Origin of the sequence: Brenneria corticis (genome assembly GCF_003115855.1) — a bacterium.
Taxonomy (GTDB): Bacteria; Pseudomonadota; Gammaproteobacteria; order Enterobacterales; family Enterobacteriaceae; genus Brenneria; species Brenneria corticis.
The window spans coordinates 39,787-55,289 of the sequence record NZ_KZ819083.1 but is presented as its reverse complement, the minus strand read 5'-3'; the positions used below and the strand labels follow the sequence as shown (position 1 = coordinate 55,289).

Genomic DNA, 15,503 nt, shown 5'->3' with positions numbered 1-15,503 from the left:
TATTATTACGCGCATTATGCTAAATGAGCTTGGAGTATGGGATGAAAGTTACGCTGCCTGATTTCCGCCGTGCGGGGGTGTTAGTGGTTGGGGATGTGATGCTGGATCGCTACTGGTATGGGCCGACCAGCCGCATTTCGCCTGAGGCGCCGGTGCCGGTGGTCAAGGTTGATACCATTGAGGAGCGACCCGGCGGGGCGGCGAACGTGGCGATGAATATCGCCTCTCTGGGGGCCGGCTCGCGGTTGGTCGGCCTGACGGGGATTGACGACGCCGCCCGCGCCCTGAGCAGCAAACTTGGCGAAGTCAATGTGAAGTGCGATTTCGTTTCGGTGCCGACGCACCCGACCATCACCAAACTGCGCGTATTATCCCGTAACCAGCAGCTGATCCGGCTGGACTTTGAAGAAGGCTTCGACGGCGTCGATCCGCAGCCGATGATCGAGCGTATCCAGCAGGCGCTGCCGAATATCGGCGCGCTGGTGCTGTCCGATTACGCCAAAGGGGCGCTTGTCCACGTGCAAACCATGATCCAGACGGCGAAAGCGGCGGGCGTGCCGGTGCTTATCGATCCGAAAGGGACGGACTTTTCCCGCTACCGCGGGGCGACGCTGCTGACGCCCAACCTGTCGGAGTTTGAGGCGGTGGCCGGACGCTGCAAAAATGAGGATGAACTGGTATCCCGCGGGATGCAGCTGGTGGCCGATTACCAGCTGTCCGCCCTGCTGATCACCCGCTCGGAGCAGGGGATGACCCTGCTGCAGCCGGGCAAGGCGCCGCTGCATTTGCCGACCCAGGCGCAGGAGGTCTACGACGTGACCGGCGCCGGCGATACGGTTATCGGCGTGCTGGCCGCCGCGCTGGCCGCCGGCAACTCGCTGGAAGAGGCCTGTTTCCTCGCCAACGCCGCCGCCGGCGTGGTGGTGGGCAAGCTGGGGACCTCAACGGTGTCGCCCATCGAACTGGAAAACGCCATCCGCGGGCGCGCGGAAACCGGCTTTGGCGTGATGAGCGAAGCGCAGCTGAAAGAGGCGGTGGCGCTGGCGCGTCAGCGCGGCGAAAAAATAGTCATGACCAACGGCTGTTTCGATATCCTGCACGCGGGGCACGTTTCCTATCTGGCGAATGCCCGTAAGCTTGGCGATCGCCTGATTGTGGCGGTGAACAGCGATGCGTCGACCAAACGGCTGAAAGGGCCGACCCGACCGGTTAATCCGCTGCCGCAGCGCATGATCGTGCTGGGGGCGCTGGAAGCCGTCGACTGGGTGGTGCCCTTTGAGGAAGATACCCCGCAGCGTCTGATTGCCGAGGTGTTGCCGGATGTTCTGGTCAAAGGCGGCGATTATCAGCCGCACGAAATCGCCGGCAGCGAAGAGGTGTGGGCCAACGGCGGCGAGGTCCGGGTGCTGAATTTTGAAGACGGCTGCTCCACCACCAACATCATTAACGCCATTAAAGCCGGTGAATCTGAATAACTGACTGAAATAAGTATGAATCCATTGAATATAGAGTCGGCCGAAGCGCGTGAGGCAAGCTCACGGGCAGCGGAATTGCGCAGGGTATTGCGTCATCATGAATACAAGTATCACGTGGAGGATGCGCCGGAAATCCCGGACGCCGAATACGATCGGCTGATGCGTGAGCTGAAAAGCCTGGAAGAGGCCTATCCCCAGCTGGTGACGGCGGACTCGCCGACGCAGCGCGTCGGCGCCGCGCCGCTGGCGGCCTTCGAGCAGGTGCGTCACGAAGTGCCGATGCTGTCGCTGGATAACGTATTTGACGAAGAGAGCTATCTGGCGTTCAGCAAACGCATCGGCGACCGGCTGAAAAACGGCGACGATCTGACCTTCTGCTGCGAGCTGAAGCTGGACGGCCTGGCCGTCAGCCTGCTGTATGAAGAGGGCGTGCTGACGCGCGCGGCCACGCGCGGCGACGGCGCCACCGGCGAGAATATCACCGCGAATATCCGCACCGTTAAGGCCATCCCGCTGAGTCTGACGGGAGACAATATTCCGCGCCGGCTGGAAGTACGCGGCGAAGTATTTATGAAGCACAGCGGTTTCGAAAAACTCAACGAGGAAGCCCGCCGCACCGGCGGCAAAGTGTTTGCCAACCCTCGCAACGCGGCGGCCGGCTCGCTGCGTCAGCTCGATCCCCGCATCACCGCCAAACGTCCGCTGACCTTTTTTTGCTACGGCGTCGGTTTGCTGGAGGACGGAGAACTGCCGGACAGCCATTGGCAGCGCCTGATGCAATTCAAGCGCTGGGGACTGCCGGTCAGCGACCGTATCAAGCTCTGTACCGGCAGTGCGGAAGTGCTCGATTTTTATCGCCATATCGAACAGTCGCGCGGTGCGCTGGATTTCGATATCGACGGCGTGGTGGTCAAGGTGGACGATCTGGCGCTGCAGGCGCGCCTTGGCTATGTCGCCCGCGCGCCGCGCTGGGCGGTGGCGTTTAAATTCCCGGCGCAGGAGCAGCTGACCTGGGTGCGCGACGTCGAATTTCAGGTCGGCCGCACCGGGGCGATTACCCCGGTGGCGCGTCTGGAGCCGGTGGCGGTGGCGGGGGTGATGGTCAGTAACGCCACGCTGCATAACGCCGATGAAATCGAACGGCTTGGCCTGCGCATCGGCGACCGGGTGACGGTGCGCCGCGCCGGCGACGTTATTCCGCAGATTGTCGGCGTGGTGGAAACGGAGCGGCCGGAAAATACCCGTCCGATTGTGTTCCCCGACGTCTGCCCGGTGTGCGGTTCCGACGTGGAGCGGGTGGAAGGCGAGGTGGTCACCCGTTGCACCGGCGGCCTGATTTGCGGGGCGCAGCGCAAAGAAGCCCTGAAGCACTTTGTTTCCCGCCGGGCGCTGGATGTCGACGGCATGGGCGACAAAATCATCGACCAGCTGGTGGAAAAAGAGTATGTCAAAACGCCGGCCGACCTTTTCCGGCTCAGCGCCGGGATATTGACCGGTCTCGATCGCATGGGGCCGAAGTCGGCGCAGAATCTGGTCGGCGCGCTGGAGAAGGCGAAAAGCACCACCCTGGCGCGTTTCCTGTTTGCGCTGGGGATCCGCGATGTCGGAGAAGCGACCGCCGCCAATCTGGCCGCGCATTTTGGTTCGCTGGAGGCGCTGTTCGGTGCGGATGAAGAGTCGCTGCTGGAGGTGCCCGACGTGGGCAAGGTGGTCGCCGCCCGCGTGCGGCATTTCCTGGAGGAGGAGCACAACCAGCAGGTGATCCGCGAACTGATCGCTCCCGACGGCATCAATATCCACTGGCCGCAACCGCTGGCGGTGAAAGCGGAGGCGATCGACAGTCCGTTTGCCGGCAAGACGCTGGTGCTGACCGGGTCGCTGAGCATTCTGTCCCGCGATGAGGCCAAAGATCGGTTGACGGCGCTGGGCGCCAGGGTCAGCGGCAGCGTATCGAAAAAAACCGATATGGTGATTGCCGGCGAAGCGGCGGGCTCCAAGCTGACCAAAGCGCAGGAGCTGGGGATCCCGGTAATTGACGAAGCCGAAATGATGCGTTTGCTGGGGGAGTAGGCCGGTGGAAAAAGAAGACCTGATTGAAATCGCCAATATGCCGATGCCGTTTGGCAAGTATCAGGGGCGGGCGCTGATCGACCTGCCGGAAGAGTACCTGCTGTGGTTTGCCCGTAAAGGCGAGTTTCCCCAGGGGCGCCTGGGCGAACTGATGCAAATGACGCTGGCGATCAAGATAGAAGGTCTGCAAGGGCTGGTTAAGCCGCTGAAGCGTGATAATAAGACATGATTGTTATCTCATGCCTTATTTGGCTTGCACTCAGATATAAACATTGACCTGATTTTCTTCCGTCGGGCGATTAACGCCGTCGGCCTGAATGCCGTTACTGGTACTGGTGGTGTTTGTTTCATCTACGCTTTGCTGAGCTTGCTGCGCCTCCTGAAGCTGAGCAATCTGAGCCTGAATGGCTTGGATCTGCGCCTGTAGCATTTGACTTTCTGTTTCAATCTCTTCCGCGCTGCCGGAAGAGTTTGTCACGTCTGCCAATTTTTCCGTTAGTTTTTCAAGCTGTTGGGTTAATTTACTGATTTTTTGCGCGTAGTTTTCACTGCTGCTCGATGAACCGCTCACCGCTGAAATTGCGCTTATGTCCGACATTTTTCCTCCTGATAAATGCGTACCCAATGTACTTACTTATTATCGTCCGATTGTGTTTTTTCTTTGCCGGCGTTTTGACGCCAAAAGCCAATCATCTTGTCAGGTTAACGACGCCAGATGTAACAAAGTGTGTTTTTTCTCGGATTAGCCACCATAGACATTGATGGCGCTATTCAGGCGCATCGCCTGACGATTTAGCCTTTCCGCCGCCTCCGTGGATTGGGCAACCATATCCGTATTGCGCTGCGTCATTTCTTCAATCTGCGCAATGGAGGTGTTGATTAAGCCCAGCGCGGAAGTCTGCTCGCCGGCGGCGTGGCTGATCTCGTTGATCATGGTGGAAACCTGGCGGACTTCCTGCACGATGTCGTTGATATGCCTGCCGGCATTTTCCACCATCTGCCCGCCCGCTTTGACGCTGGCCACGTTGGCGTCGATCAGCGCTTTGATCTCCTTGGCGGCCGAGGCGGAATGCTGCGCCAGATTGCGCACTTCGGCGGCCACCACGGCGAATCCCTTGCCTTGCACCCCGGCGCGGGCCGCTTCAACGGCGGCGTTCAGGGCGAGGATATTGGTCTGAAAGGCAATACTGTCGATCACGCTGATAATATCGACGATTTTATTACTGGCGTCGGAAATGGAATCCATCATGCCGATGGTTTCCCGCATAATCTCCCCGCCTTTTACCGCGGTGCGGTTGGCGGTTTCCGCCATCTGCGTCGCCTGGACGGCGGTTTCAGAACTTTGCCGCACCGCCGCGGTAATTTGCTCGATGGCCGCGGCCGTCTGCTGCAGGTTGGCGGAGGTGTCTTCCGTGCGGCTATTCAGCGCGCTATTGTTGGCGGCCAGCCGCTGGCTGACGTCGGTCATTCCCTGAACCTGGGCGCCGACATCATCCACCAGGGAGTGCAGGTTAAGCCCGAACTGGTTGACTGCCCGCAGCAGCATGCCTATTTCATCCACCCGGTTCAGGCGTATAGACTCTCCTTTGCGGCCGGAAACAATATACTGGGCCTGTTTCAGCAGCATTTTCAGCGGTCGGGCAATCTGCCGTTGCAGAAAAAGATCCAGCAGAAAGATTAAAACCAGCGTTACGGTCAGCGACCAGAGCGGGTTTATGCCGCCGAGAGAGAGCAGAGCGGGAACCATTCCCGCGGCAACAATCGCCATCCGCAGGCGCCAGCGCACTGGCAGTTTCTGCAATAGTGACAGCGGGGCGAATATGCCGGTGCGAACCACCAACCCCTTGTAGAATCCACGGTGCCCGGCCTGCTTTTTCTTTACGGCCTGATATAAGGGCTCCGCGGATTTGATCTCATCGGCGCTCGGCGTATTGCGCACGGAGATATAACCGGCGAGTTGATTGTGATGATAAACCGGCGTGACGTTGGCGCGGACCCAGTAATGGTCGCCATTGCGCCGCCTGTTTTTTACCAGCCCGGTCCAGCTGTCGCCTTGCTGTAGGGTAAACCACATATCGGCAAAGGCTTCGGCCGGCATATCCGGGTGGCGCACAATATTGTGCGGCTGGCTGATTAATTCATCCTCGGAAAAGCCGCTGACGTTGATAAATGCGGAATTGGCATAGGTGATATGGCTGTGAATATCTGTGGTGGACATTAATGTCGTGTCCATATCCAACAGATACTCCTGCTGTGTGACAGGCGTATTTATTCGCATCAGAAACCCCGGCGGTATATTGCTGTTTAAATTAATTCAAAATATTCAATTGGGTACGCTGAATTTTTTTCGCTATTTGATAATCATTTACCGAATACAATCACTCGTTTATCAGCATGGGAATTTATGATGATGAGGATCCTGCTGTCAATAAATTCATTTGATCATAAGTAATTCATTGATAAAAGATAATAATCAACAAAATTAAGCATCAATGGCGGATATATGTAATAACGGAGGGGATGCCGGGTTTGTTAAATTTTATTATGCAATTTTTTACGCATTTGGCATGAAATGTTGCTGGTCTTTGTTTTTTTCGCTTTTACCTGGCGGGTTTTCAAATATTAATCTTTATTAAATTGATTCTGGATCAAAAAAGGCTTGTTGAATTAATCAATGGCCGGAACATATTCCGGCCATAAGAAGATAATGTCGTAATCAGGTTACCGGCGCCGGGTTGAAAACCGCCAGGGCGTTGTGAAGTCCCCATTGATCGGACCAGGTTTTCTTTCTGTCGCTGGCGATGTCGAGAATAAAGTGGAACAGCTGCCAGCCGACATCTTCAATCGTCGCCTCGCCCGTGGCGATGGTGCCGGCGTCAATATCCATCAGATCGTGCCAGCGTTTTGCCAACGCCGTGCGGGTCGCCATTTTAATGACCGGCACCGCCAGTAAGCCATAGGGCGTGCCGCGGCCTGTGGTAAATACCTGCACGGTGATGCCGGAAGCCAGCTGCTGCGTGCCGCAAACGAAGTCGCTGGCCGGGGTCGCCGCGTAAATCAGGCCGCGTTTGGTCGGGCGCTGCCCCGGAGACAGGACTTCGACAATGGCGCTGGTGCCCGATTTGGCAATGGAGCCAAGCGCTTTTTCCACCACGTTGGCCAGGCCGCCTTTCTTGTTGCCGGGCGACGGGTTGGCGCTGCGGTCGGTCTGGCCGCTATCGAGGTAGGCGTCATACCAGGCCATCTCTTCCAGCAGACGCTTGCCGACCTCCTGGTTAATCGCCCGCGGCGTCAGTAAATGGATGGCGTCGCGCACTTCGGTGACTTCTGAAAACATCACCGTCGCGCCGCAGCGTACCAGCAGATCGGAGGCGAATCCGACCGCCGGGTTTGCCGTCACGCCGGAAAAGGCGTCGCTGCCGCCGCACTGCATGCCGACCACCAGTTCGGATGCCGGGCAGGTTTCGCGCCGGCGCCGGTTCAACCGCTGCAGATGCCGATCGGCCATGGTCAGAATATCATCCACCATCGATTTAAAGCCGACGTGATGTTCATCCTGCAAACGAACGATGCTGCTGTCGTCCAGCGAGATGGCCTGCACGTCGGGCGTGCCTTCCAGCAGGCGTTCGGGTTGAAGTTTTTCACACCCCAGGCCGACAACCAGCACTTCGCCGCCAAAGTTGGGATTCAGCGCCAGATTATGGATCGTACGTATCGGGACGACCGCCGCCGGGGCATTGATGGCCACGCCGCAGCCGTAAAGATGATTGAGGGCCACGACGCCGTCGACGTTCGGATACCTGGGCAGTAAATCCCGTTCAATGATGTTAACCACATAGTCCACCACGCCGGCGACGCAGTGAACGCTGGTGGTAATGCCGAGAAGATTTTTCGTACCGACGCTGCCGTCGGGATTACGGTAACCTTCAAAGGTATAGCCTTCCAGCGGGGGAAGGGCGACGGGAACTTTTGTGGCCAGCGGCAAAGTTTCCAGCGCCGGGGCCTGGGGCAATTCCACCAGCGATTCATCAATCCAGCTTCCCTGGGGAATATCTCTTAAGGCATAGCCGATGATTTCACCGTAGCGAATAATGGGGCCGGCTTTATCAATATCGACCAGAGCGACTTTGTGCCCCTGGGGAATATGCTCAATTAATTCCAGTCCGCTATCAAATCGGGTGCCGGCACGTAAACCATTATCATTAACAATGATGGCGACATTATCATCACTGTGAACTTTAATGTAAAATGCCTGCACGGAATTCTGTTTGTTCTGCGACATAACGTCTCCAGTAAATACTTAATTTTCAGAAAATCAGTTTTTTTCGTCGTGTTATTGTTGGGGTAATACGGATTTTATATACATAGTATCTGATTTTTAATCGCACTGAATTGTGCAATTGAATAGTATTTTTCGTTTTTAACCCCCGATGATCTGGCGAATAGCCAATATACTGTGATCTGCCTCACTCTACCTATTTAAATGGACTATATCACCGACAATAATGTGATGTTGGTCGCTTTTTTTTGTGCGTAACCCATAAAATAGATGGAATGCGGCGCTGATTATTGTGCATTTTAACAATGCTATTCGGCAGCGCTATTTTTATACTGATGACGTTTTCCAAATCTTTGCGGATAAAGATGGTCATGCAAGATTTTATTAAAATAGTCTTTATCTAAATTATTAAAAAATACTCAAATTTTCAATGACGGGCATGATGTTGGTTTATTTGAGTTAACATACTAATAACGAGAGCCAAGGGGATTTTATGAATTCCGATGCACTTCTTACAACAAGAAAAACTTATGTTCGTTACATTATCCTATTCATCATCTTTACAGTTACCGCTATAAACTATGCGGATCGCGCAACATTGTCGATAGCGGGTTCGGCAGTAGCGCAAGAGTTACAGCTAGACGCGGTGCATATGGGATATATTTTTTCCGCATTTGGCTGGTCATATTTAGTAATGCAGATACCCGGCGGTTGGTTGCTCGACCGCTTCGGCTCCAAAAAGGTTTATGCCTATAGTATCTTCTTCTGGTCCCTGTTCACCTTCCTGCAAGGATTTGTCGATTGGGTTCCTTTAGTGTGGGCTCCGTTAACCCTTTTTGCTCTGCGCTTTATGCTGGGGTTTTCCGAAGCGCCGTCTTTTCCCGCCAATGCCCGTATCACCGCCGCGTGGTTCCCGACCAAGGAGCGCGGTACGGCATCCGCCATTTTCAATTCGGCTCAATACTTCTCACTGGCGATTTTCTCTCCGATCCTCGGCTGGTTAACCTACCAATGGGGTTGGGAACACGTCTTCCTGGTGATGGGCGGATTAGGGTTTGTATTGACCGCGATATGGCTTAAATTTATCCATAACCCCACCGATCACCCCGGTATCAGCCCGCAGGAGTTGGAATATATTTCCAAAGGCGGCGCCGTTGTCGATATGGATCATAAAAAAGAAGGCGGCAAAAAAGACGGTCCTAAATGGAACTATGTTAAACAGCTTCTTACCAACCGTATGATGCTGGGGGTATTTCTGGGGCAATACTTTATTAATAGTATTACCTGGTTCTTCCTTACCTGGTTCCCCATTTACCTGGTTTCGGAAAAGGGCATGTCTATTCTGAAAGTGGGTCTGGTTGCGGCAATTCCGGCGCTGTGTGGTTTTGCCGGCGGCGTGCTGGGCGGCGTGGTATCGGATATGTTGCTGAAACGCGGCTTCACGTTAACCGCTGCGCGTAAAATTCCCATCGTGCTGGGTATGTTGCTTGCTTCAACCATTATTCTCTGTAATTACACCGATAGTAATGTCGTGGTTGTTTCATTGATGGCGCTGGCTTTCTTTGGTAAGGGATTCGGGGCATTGGGTTGGCCGGTGATCTCCGATACCGCGCCTAAAGAGATAATCGGCCTGTGCGGCGGCGTATTTAATGTTTTTGGCAACGTTGCGTCAATCGTTACCCCGCTGGTTATCGGTTATTTAGTCAAAGAACTGCATTCATTTAACAGCGCATTGGTTTTCGTCGGTATTTCCGCACTGATGGCAATGCTGTGCTACTTACTGGTGGTAGGTGAAATCAAACGCATGGAATTGAAGAAAGTTGATGATTGATGAAGCGCTTTTATCATCCGTCAATGTCCAGGCATGTTAATTCACGAACCGTAATTAAATAGAAGGTTATTATGAGTAATACGATATTACCTAACCGCTTTCGTCAGGAGTTACGCCAGGGGAAAACCCTGATTGGCTGCTGGTGCGCGTTGGGCAATCCCATTTCCACCGAGGTGCTGGGACTGGCGGGATTCGACTGGCTGGTGCTGGATGGCGAGCATGCGCCGAACGATATCCTGACCTTTATTCCGCAGCTTATGGCGCTGAAAGGCAGCCACAGCGCGCCCGTCGTCCGTCCGCCGAGCAATGAGCCGGTCATCATCAAACGTCTGCTGGATATCGGTTTCAATAACTTCCTGATCCCTTTCGTGGAAAGCGAGGAGGAGGCCGTTCGCGCGGTGGCGTCGACGCGCTATCCGCCCGCCGGGATCCGCGGCGTTTCCGTGGCGCATCGCAGCAATGCCTATGGGACCGAGCCCGACTATTTCGCCACCATTAACGACAACATCACCGTCCTGGTACAAATCGAAAGCCAGCAGGGCGTCGACAATCTGGATGCCATCGCCGCCGTTGACGGCGTTGACGGTATTTTTGTCGGACCGGGCGATCTCTCCGCGGCGCTGGGGTATCTGGGGCAGCCCAACCACCCGGAAGTGCAGCGCGTTATCCGTCATATTTTTGAGCGCGCCGCCGCGCACGGCAAGCCCAGCGGCATCCTGGCGCCGGCCGAGGCCGATGCCCGGCGCTACCTGGAATGGGGGGCGACTTTCGTTGCCGTCGGCAGCGATCTGGGTGTTTTCCGCGGCGCCACCCAGGCGCTGCGCGACAAGTTTAAAGCGTAATTTTGCAGTGAATCGCGCGTGTTAATTACATCAGACAATGAGGTTATAACGATGAAAATTGGTTTTATTGGGCTCGGTATTATGGGAAAACCGATGAGTAAAAATCTGCTGAAAGCGGGTTACTCATTAGTCGTGATGGACAGAAATCTGGAGGCGGTGGCCGAGGTGGTCGCGGCCGGCGCCACGGCGGCGGAAACGCCGAAGTCGGTGGCGGCGCAGAGCGACGTGATTATCACCATGCTGCCCAACTCTCCGCATGTGAAAGAGGTGGTGCTGGGCGAGAACGGCGTGATTGAAGGCGCGCGCGCCGGCACCATCGTGGTCGATATGAGTTCGATCGCGCCGCTGGCCAGCCGTGAAATCGCGGCGGCGCTGGCCGAGAAAGAGGTAGCCATGCTGGACGCCCCGGTCAGCGGCGGCGAGCCGAAAGCGATTGACGGCACCCTGTCGGTGATGGTCGGCGGCGACAAAGCGCTGTTCGAACGCTGTTTCGCCATTCTCGAGGCGATGGCCGGATCGGTGGTGCATACCGGCGATATCGGCGCCGGCAACGTCACCAAGCTGGCGAACCAGGTGATTGTGGCTCTGAATATCGCGGCGATGTCCGAAGCCCTGGTGCTGGCGACCAAAGCTGGCGTTAATCCGGATTTGGTGTATCAGGCGATTCGCGGCGGGCTGGCGGGCAGCACCGTGCTGGATGCCAAAGCGCCGATGGTGTTGGATCGCAACTTTAAACCGGGTTTCCGCATTGATTTGCATATTAAAGATCTGGCCAACGCGCTGGACACGTCGCACGGCGTGGGCGCGCAGCTGCCGCTGACCGCCGCCGTAATGGAGATGATGCAGGCGCTGAAAGCGGACGATCTGGGCTCCGCCGATCACAGCGCGCTGGCCTGCTATTACGAGAAGTTGGCTAAGATTGAAGTGACGCGATAAGGCTTGATGGTTGTCGGAGCGGCATAGGTGACCGTATGCCGCTCTGGTTGTCGGGGTAATCATTTTGATAAGCGCCGATTCAGCAGCGCGGATTATTGATGAAACCGAAACGTTTATGAAATCGGATCGTTTATGAAAATAGTTATCGCACCGGATTCTTATAAAGAAAGCCTGTCTGCACAAGAAGTTGCCACGCAAATTGAAGCGGGATTCCGTGAGATCTTTCCCGATGCCTGCTATATCAAACTGCCGGTCGCCGACGGCGGTGAAGGGACCGTTGAAGCGATGGTGGCGGCAACGCACGGCGAGATCGTCAAGGTTAAGGTTACCGGTCCGTTAGGCGATAACGTCGAGGCGTTTTTCGGTCTGTCCGGCGATAAAAAGACGGCTTTTATCGAGATGGCCGCCGCCAGCGGGTTGGAGCAGGTGCCCGCGCAGCGGCGTAATCCGCTGCTGACGACCAGCTACGGCACCGGCGAGCTGATTCGCTGCGCGCTGGATCATGGCGTGCGGCATTGCATCATCGGCATCGGCGGCAGCGCCACCAATGACGGCGGCGCGGGGATGGCGCAGGCGCTGGGAGCGAAGTTGCTTGACGAATCCGGCGCGCAGATTGGCTTCGGCGGCGGAGAGCTCGACAAGCTGGCAAGTATCGATATCGGCGAACTGGACCCGCGAATCAAAGAGTGCCGCTTTGAAGTGGCCTGCGACGTTACCAACCCGCTGACCGGAGAACAGGGCGCCTCCGCTATTTTTGGTCCGCAAAAGGGGGCGACGGAGGAGATGATCGAACGGCTGGATAAAGCGCTGAAGCATTACGCCGCGGTTATCCGCGACGATCTGGATATGGACGTCGAGCACGTTCCCGGCGCCGGCGCCGCCGGCGGAATGGGCGCCGCGCTGCGGGCGTTCTGCGGCGCCGATCTGCGGCAGGGAATAGAGATCGTTACCGAAGCGCTGGGGCTGGATGAATTGGTGCGCGATGCGTCGCTGGTGATTACCGGCGAAGGCCGTATCGACAGCCAGACCATTCACGGCAAGGTGCCGATTGGCGTTGCCCGGGTGGCGAAACGCTACCATAAACCGGTGATCGGCATCGCCGGCAGCCTGACCGCCGACGTCGGGATTGTTCACCAGCACGGTCTGGATGCGGTATTCAGCGTACTGTACAACGTCTGTTCGCTGGAAGAAGCGCTGGAAGACGCCGCGGAAAATGTGCGCATGACGGCGCGCAATATCGCGGCGACCATCAAGCTGGCGCAAGATTTATCAGCGTGATTTACGGTTCAGATGCGCGCGCGCGGCGTCGCTGACGTTATCGATTTCGTCCAGCAGCTCCAGCCATTCCGGCTCCAGCTCGCTGGCGCTAATCCCCTTGCGCAACTGCTGTTCCAAATAACGGCAGATCTGTTTCAAGCGCGGCACGCCGCTGTAGCTGCAACTGCCATGCAGCTTGTGGATCACCTCGATGATTTTGTCGTCGGACCGATTGTGCAACAGATTTTCAACCTGCCGGCGCACCTCCGGCAGAAAATCCAGCAGCATCTGTAGCAGCTCGCGCGCCAGTTCCGGTTTATTGGCCGCCTGGCGCTGCGCCAGCGTCCAGTCCAGCGACGGTTGGCTATCGCGGTGCCGACCCTGCGGCGGACGCGCCTCTTCCGGGGGAGAGTAGCGGGACAGCACTTTCTGCAGCATCTGCTCGTCAATCGGTTTTGCCAGATAATCATTCATGCCGGCCTGTAACAGGTGCTCGCGTTCATCGCTCATGGTGTGGGCGGTAACGGCGACAATCGGCGTTTTGCCATGCCTGGGGAACTGGCGGATGATTTCGCTGGCGCGGATACCGTCCATACCCGGCATCTGGATATCCATAAGGATAAGATCAATATCGCGATCTCGGGCCTGGGAGACGGCCTCCGTGCCGTTGGTGCACAGAATGATGGTTTCCACCTGTTCTTCCAGCAGGGTGCCGATCAGCTTCAGATTGGCCGGATTATCATCCACGGCCATCACGCTTAACGGTAGCCGTGCGCGGGGCGGCGGCTGAGGCGCGGTGATGTTTTCCGGCAGCAGCGACAGCTGGAAAACCGAACTGTCCTGCAGCAGCGGCAGCAGGCGGGGAGCGGAGATCGGTTTATTCAAACAGGCGTGAACGCCGAATATTTTCAGCTGCTCGGCATCCATTTGCGCAAAGCTGGGCAGCGCCAGGATCACGTAGGGCGCGCGCCGGCAGACGTCGCGTAATTGGGGCGTGTAATCGAGCAGCGTGTTGCGGTAATGCACCGGAACGCCCAACAGCAAAATATCGAAGGGGGCTTCGGGAAGTTGTTCCAGCGTCGGGCTATAGCTTACCGTTAAGGGCGTTTGGCTGAGAATATTCAGCGTGGCCTGCGCCGCCGCCGGATCGGATTCGATATACGCCAGGCGCTTGTCGCGCAGCATTAGGTATTCGTTGTTTGCCGGCGCGGCGTGGGGATTTAACGGCAGATTGATATGGAACCAGAAGGTAGAGCCTTTATTTAGCTGGCTGTGAAAACCGATATTGCCGCCCATCTCTTTGATCAGCCGCTGGGTGATCACCAGCCCCAGCCCGGTTCCGCCATGGCGCCGTGAAATACTGGTGTCCGCCTGGCGGAATGCCTGGAATAGCTGTGACTGCTGGCGTTCGGCGATGCCGATGCCGCTGTCGCGGATTTGAATTTCCAACTGAACCAGGTTGCCTTCCTGGCGGCGTTTTTCCACCCGGATATCAATGTTGCCCTGCTCGGTGAACTTGATGGCGTTGCCCAACAGGTTGGTGATGATTTGCTGAATGCGCAGCGGATCGCCGATAAACTGCTCCGGAATGTCATGCTGAACGTCGAGCGTCAGTTCCAGCCCTTTTTCATGGGCGGTATGGGCCAGCAGCATCACGACTTCGTCCAGCGTGTTGTGCAGCGAGAACGGAATGTTTTCCAATACCAGCTTGCCCGCCTCCAGTTTGGAGAAATCCAGTACGTCGTTAATGATGTTCAGCAGGTTATTGGCGGAGCGTTCGATGGTCAGCAGATAATCGGTCTGGGTCGGATTCAGCGACGTTTTCAATGTCTGGCGGGTAAAACCGATCACGCCGTTGAGCGGCGTTCTCAGCTCGTGAGACATATTGGCCAAAAACTCCGACTTGATGCGCGCCGCTTCCTGCGCCCGCTTTTTGGCCAGATCCAGCTCGACGTTCTGGATCTCCATCTGTTCGAGCGTTTCCCGCAGATCGCAGGTAGCCTGATCGATATTCTGCTGCATCTCCTCGTGGTAGGCGGTCAACGACATGGCCATGGAGTTAATGCCGTTTTTCAGCATATTCAACTCGCCCAGCATATGGCCTTCAACCCGGCTATCCAGCTGTCCGCGGCGGATGCGATCGACCGTTTCCACCATATTGCCGATCGGCGCGGTAACGTCCTTCATCAGGCGATAGGCGAATAGCACCGCGACGCCCATACACAGCAGCAGCATCAGACCGGCGATAAAAATTTCCTGGTATTGCCGGAGCTTGATGGAGTTGATATCCAGCTCGACGGCAAGGTAGCCGATAGGCGGTATTGCGCCGGGCCGCGGCGCTGTCAAACCGTCATCGGCGAACTCGCCGTCGGCGGTAATCGGCATATGCAGGATCAGGGCGTTCCCGATATGGTGCAGGTGCAAGCGGTTGTCGGCCGGCGTGTCTTTGCTCAGGTGCGGCGACCATTGGCTATGGCGATTATTGGTGGTGACGATGAGCTGATTTTTATCATCAAAGATGCTGATGGCCCGGATGATGCCGGAGTGCCGCCGATGCAGCGTATTAATCAGCGGTTGCAGCGTATTCTGCTGGTTTTTTGCCATGGCGTAAGCGCTGGTGACGGCCAGCGGTTCGATGATACTGGCTCCCGCATCGGCCAATTGTTCCTGCAGCTGGTTATAGCGGTGTACCACGAAAAAGGTACTGAGCAACAGTCCGATCAGTAACGTCGGCGCCAAAATCAGTATTAACATGCGCGCACGCAGACTGTATTTGGTCATAAGGGTCCAATGTGGGAGAATTAAACTTAAAA

Annotated in this window: 11 protein-coding genes; 7 read left to right on the top strand and 4 right to left on the bottom strand. The window is 56.3% G+C overall.

The window, feature by feature from the left end; all coding sequences use genetic code 11:
- The first annotated feature begins 41 nt into the window (after positions 1-41).
- From hldE to DDT56_RS14645, 3 genes are read left to right on the top strand one after another with little or no spacing between them, the layout of a single operon-like run.
- Complete coding sequence (gene hldE, locus DDT56_RS14655) at positions 42-1,475, top strand: bifunctional D-glycero-beta-D-manno-heptose-7-phosphate kinase/D-glycero-beta-D-manno-heptose 1-phosphate adenylyltransferase HldE (protein ID WP_136167182.1); 1,434 nt, start codon at positions 42-44, stop codon at positions 1,473-1,475.
- Positions 1,476-1,490: 15 nt separating this feature from the next.
- Entirely contained in the window at positions 1,491-3,545 is a 2,055-nt protein-coding gene (ligA, locus tag DDT56_RS14650; RefSeq protein ID WP_136167181.1) for an NAD-dependent DNA ligase LigA, read from the top strand.
- A 4-nt stretch (positions 3,546-3,549) separates the two neighbouring features.
- Positions 3,550-3,774 (top strand): DUF3820 family protein, encoded by a 225-nt coding sequence (locus DDT56_RS14645; protein WP_136167180.1) that lies wholly within the window; start codon positions 3,550-3,552, stop codon positions 3,772-3,774.
- Positions 3,775-3,804: 30 nt separating this feature from the next.
- Here DDT56_RS14645 and DDT56_RS14640 read toward each other — a convergent pair whose 3' ends face one another.
- The 3 genes from DDT56_RS14640 to garD all read right to left on the bottom strand — a co-directional run bounded on the left by DDT56_RS14640 (position 3,805) and on the right by garD (position 7,827).
- Positions 3,805-4,170 carry a FlxA-like family protein gene (locus DDT56_RS14640; protein ID WP_136167179.1) on the bottom strand — a complete coding sequence of 122 codons (366 nt, stop codon included), beginning with the start codon at positions 4,168-4,170 and terminating at the stop codon, positions 3,805-3,807.
- A 117-nt stretch (positions 4,171-4,287) separates the two neighbouring features.
- Positions 4,288-5,823, bottom strand: a complete 1,536-nt coding sequence (locus DDT56_RS14635; protein ID WP_136167178.1) for a methyl-accepting chemotaxis protein — start codon at positions 5,821-5,823, stop codon at positions 4,288-4,290.
- Positions 5,824-6,261: 438 nt separating this feature from the next.
- Complete coding sequence (garD, locus tag DDT56_RS14630) at positions 6,262-7,827, bottom strand: galactarate dehydratase (RefSeq protein WP_136167177.1); 1,566 nt, start codon at positions 7,825-7,827, stop codon at positions 6,262-6,264.
- Positions 7,828-8,317: 490 nt separating this feature from the next.
- Between garD and DDT56_RS14625 the strand changes: the two genes are divergently transcribed.
- The 4 genes from DDT56_RS14625 (at position 8,318) to DDT56_RS14610 (ending at position 12,711) form a co-directional block, all read left to right on the top strand.
- Positions 8,318-9,655 carry an MFS transporter gene (locus DDT56_RS14625; RefSeq protein WP_136167176.1) on the top strand — a complete coding sequence of 446 codons (1,338 nt, stop codon included), beginning with the start codon at positions 8,318-8,320 and terminating at the stop codon, positions 9,653-9,655.
- 71 nt (positions 9,656-9,726) lie between these two features.
- Positions 9,727-10,497 (top strand): 2-dehydro-3-deoxyglucarate aldolase, encoded by a 771-nt coding sequence (gene garL, locus DDT56_RS14620; protein WP_136167175.1) that lies wholly within the window; start codon positions 9,727-9,729, stop codon positions 10,495-10,497.
- A gap of 45 nt (positions 10,498-10,542) precedes the next feature.
- Positions 10,543-11,433, top strand: a complete 891-nt coding sequence (gene garR / locus DDT56_RS14615; RefSeq protein WP_210417034.1) for a 2-hydroxy-3-oxopropionate reductase — start codon at positions 10,543-10,545, stop codon at positions 11,431-11,433.
- A gap of 132 nt (positions 11,434-11,565) precedes the next feature.
- Positions 11,566-12,711, top strand: coding sequence for a glycerate kinase (locus DDT56_RS14610; RefSeq protein ID WP_136167173.1), 1,146 nt, complete (start codon positions 11,566-11,568; stop codon positions 12,709-12,711).
- Here DDT56_RS14610 and barA read toward each other — a convergent pair.
- Entirely contained in the window at positions 12,703-15,471 is a 2,769-nt protein-coding gene (barA, locus tag DDT56_RS14605; protein ID WP_136167172.1) for a two-component sensor histidine kinase BarA, read from the bottom strand. The two genes, DDT56_RS14610 and barA, sit on opposite strands and share 9 nt — an antisense overlap.
- Positions 15,472-15,503 lie beyond the last annotated feature (32 nt).

Bases quoted from the DNA above. Each gene is read 5' to 3' on its own strand.
- ligA (WP_136167181.1), top strand. From the start codon at position 1,491: ATGAATCCATTGAATATAGAGTCGGCCGAAGCGCGTGAGGCAAGCTCA.
- hldE (WP_136167182.1), top strand. From the start codon at position 42: ATGAAAGTTACGCTGCCTGATTTCCGCCGTGCGGGGGTGTTAGTGGTT.
- DDT56_RS14610 (WP_136167173.1), top strand. From the start codon at position 11,566: ATGAAAATAGTTATCGCACCGGATTCTTATAAAGAAAGCCTGTCTGCA.
- DDT56_RS14625 (WP_136167176.1), top strand. From the start codon at position 8,318: ATGAATTCCGATGCACTTCTTACAACAAGAAAAACTTATGTTCGTTAC.
- garD (WP_136167177.1), bottom strand. From the start codon at position 7,827: ATGTCGCAGAACAAACAGAATTCCGTGCAGGCATTTTACATTAAAGTT.
- garL (WP_136167175.1), top strand. From the start codon at position 9,727: ATGAGTAATACGATATTACCTAACCGCTTTCGTCAGGAGTTACGCCAG.
- barA (WP_136167172.1), bottom strand. From the start codon at position 15,471: ATGACCAAATACAGTCTGCGTGCGCGCATGTTAATACTGATTTTGGCG.
- DDT56_RS14635 (WP_136167178.1), bottom strand. From the start codon at position 5,823: ATGCGAATAAATACGCCTGTCACACAGCAGGAGTATCTGTTGGATATG.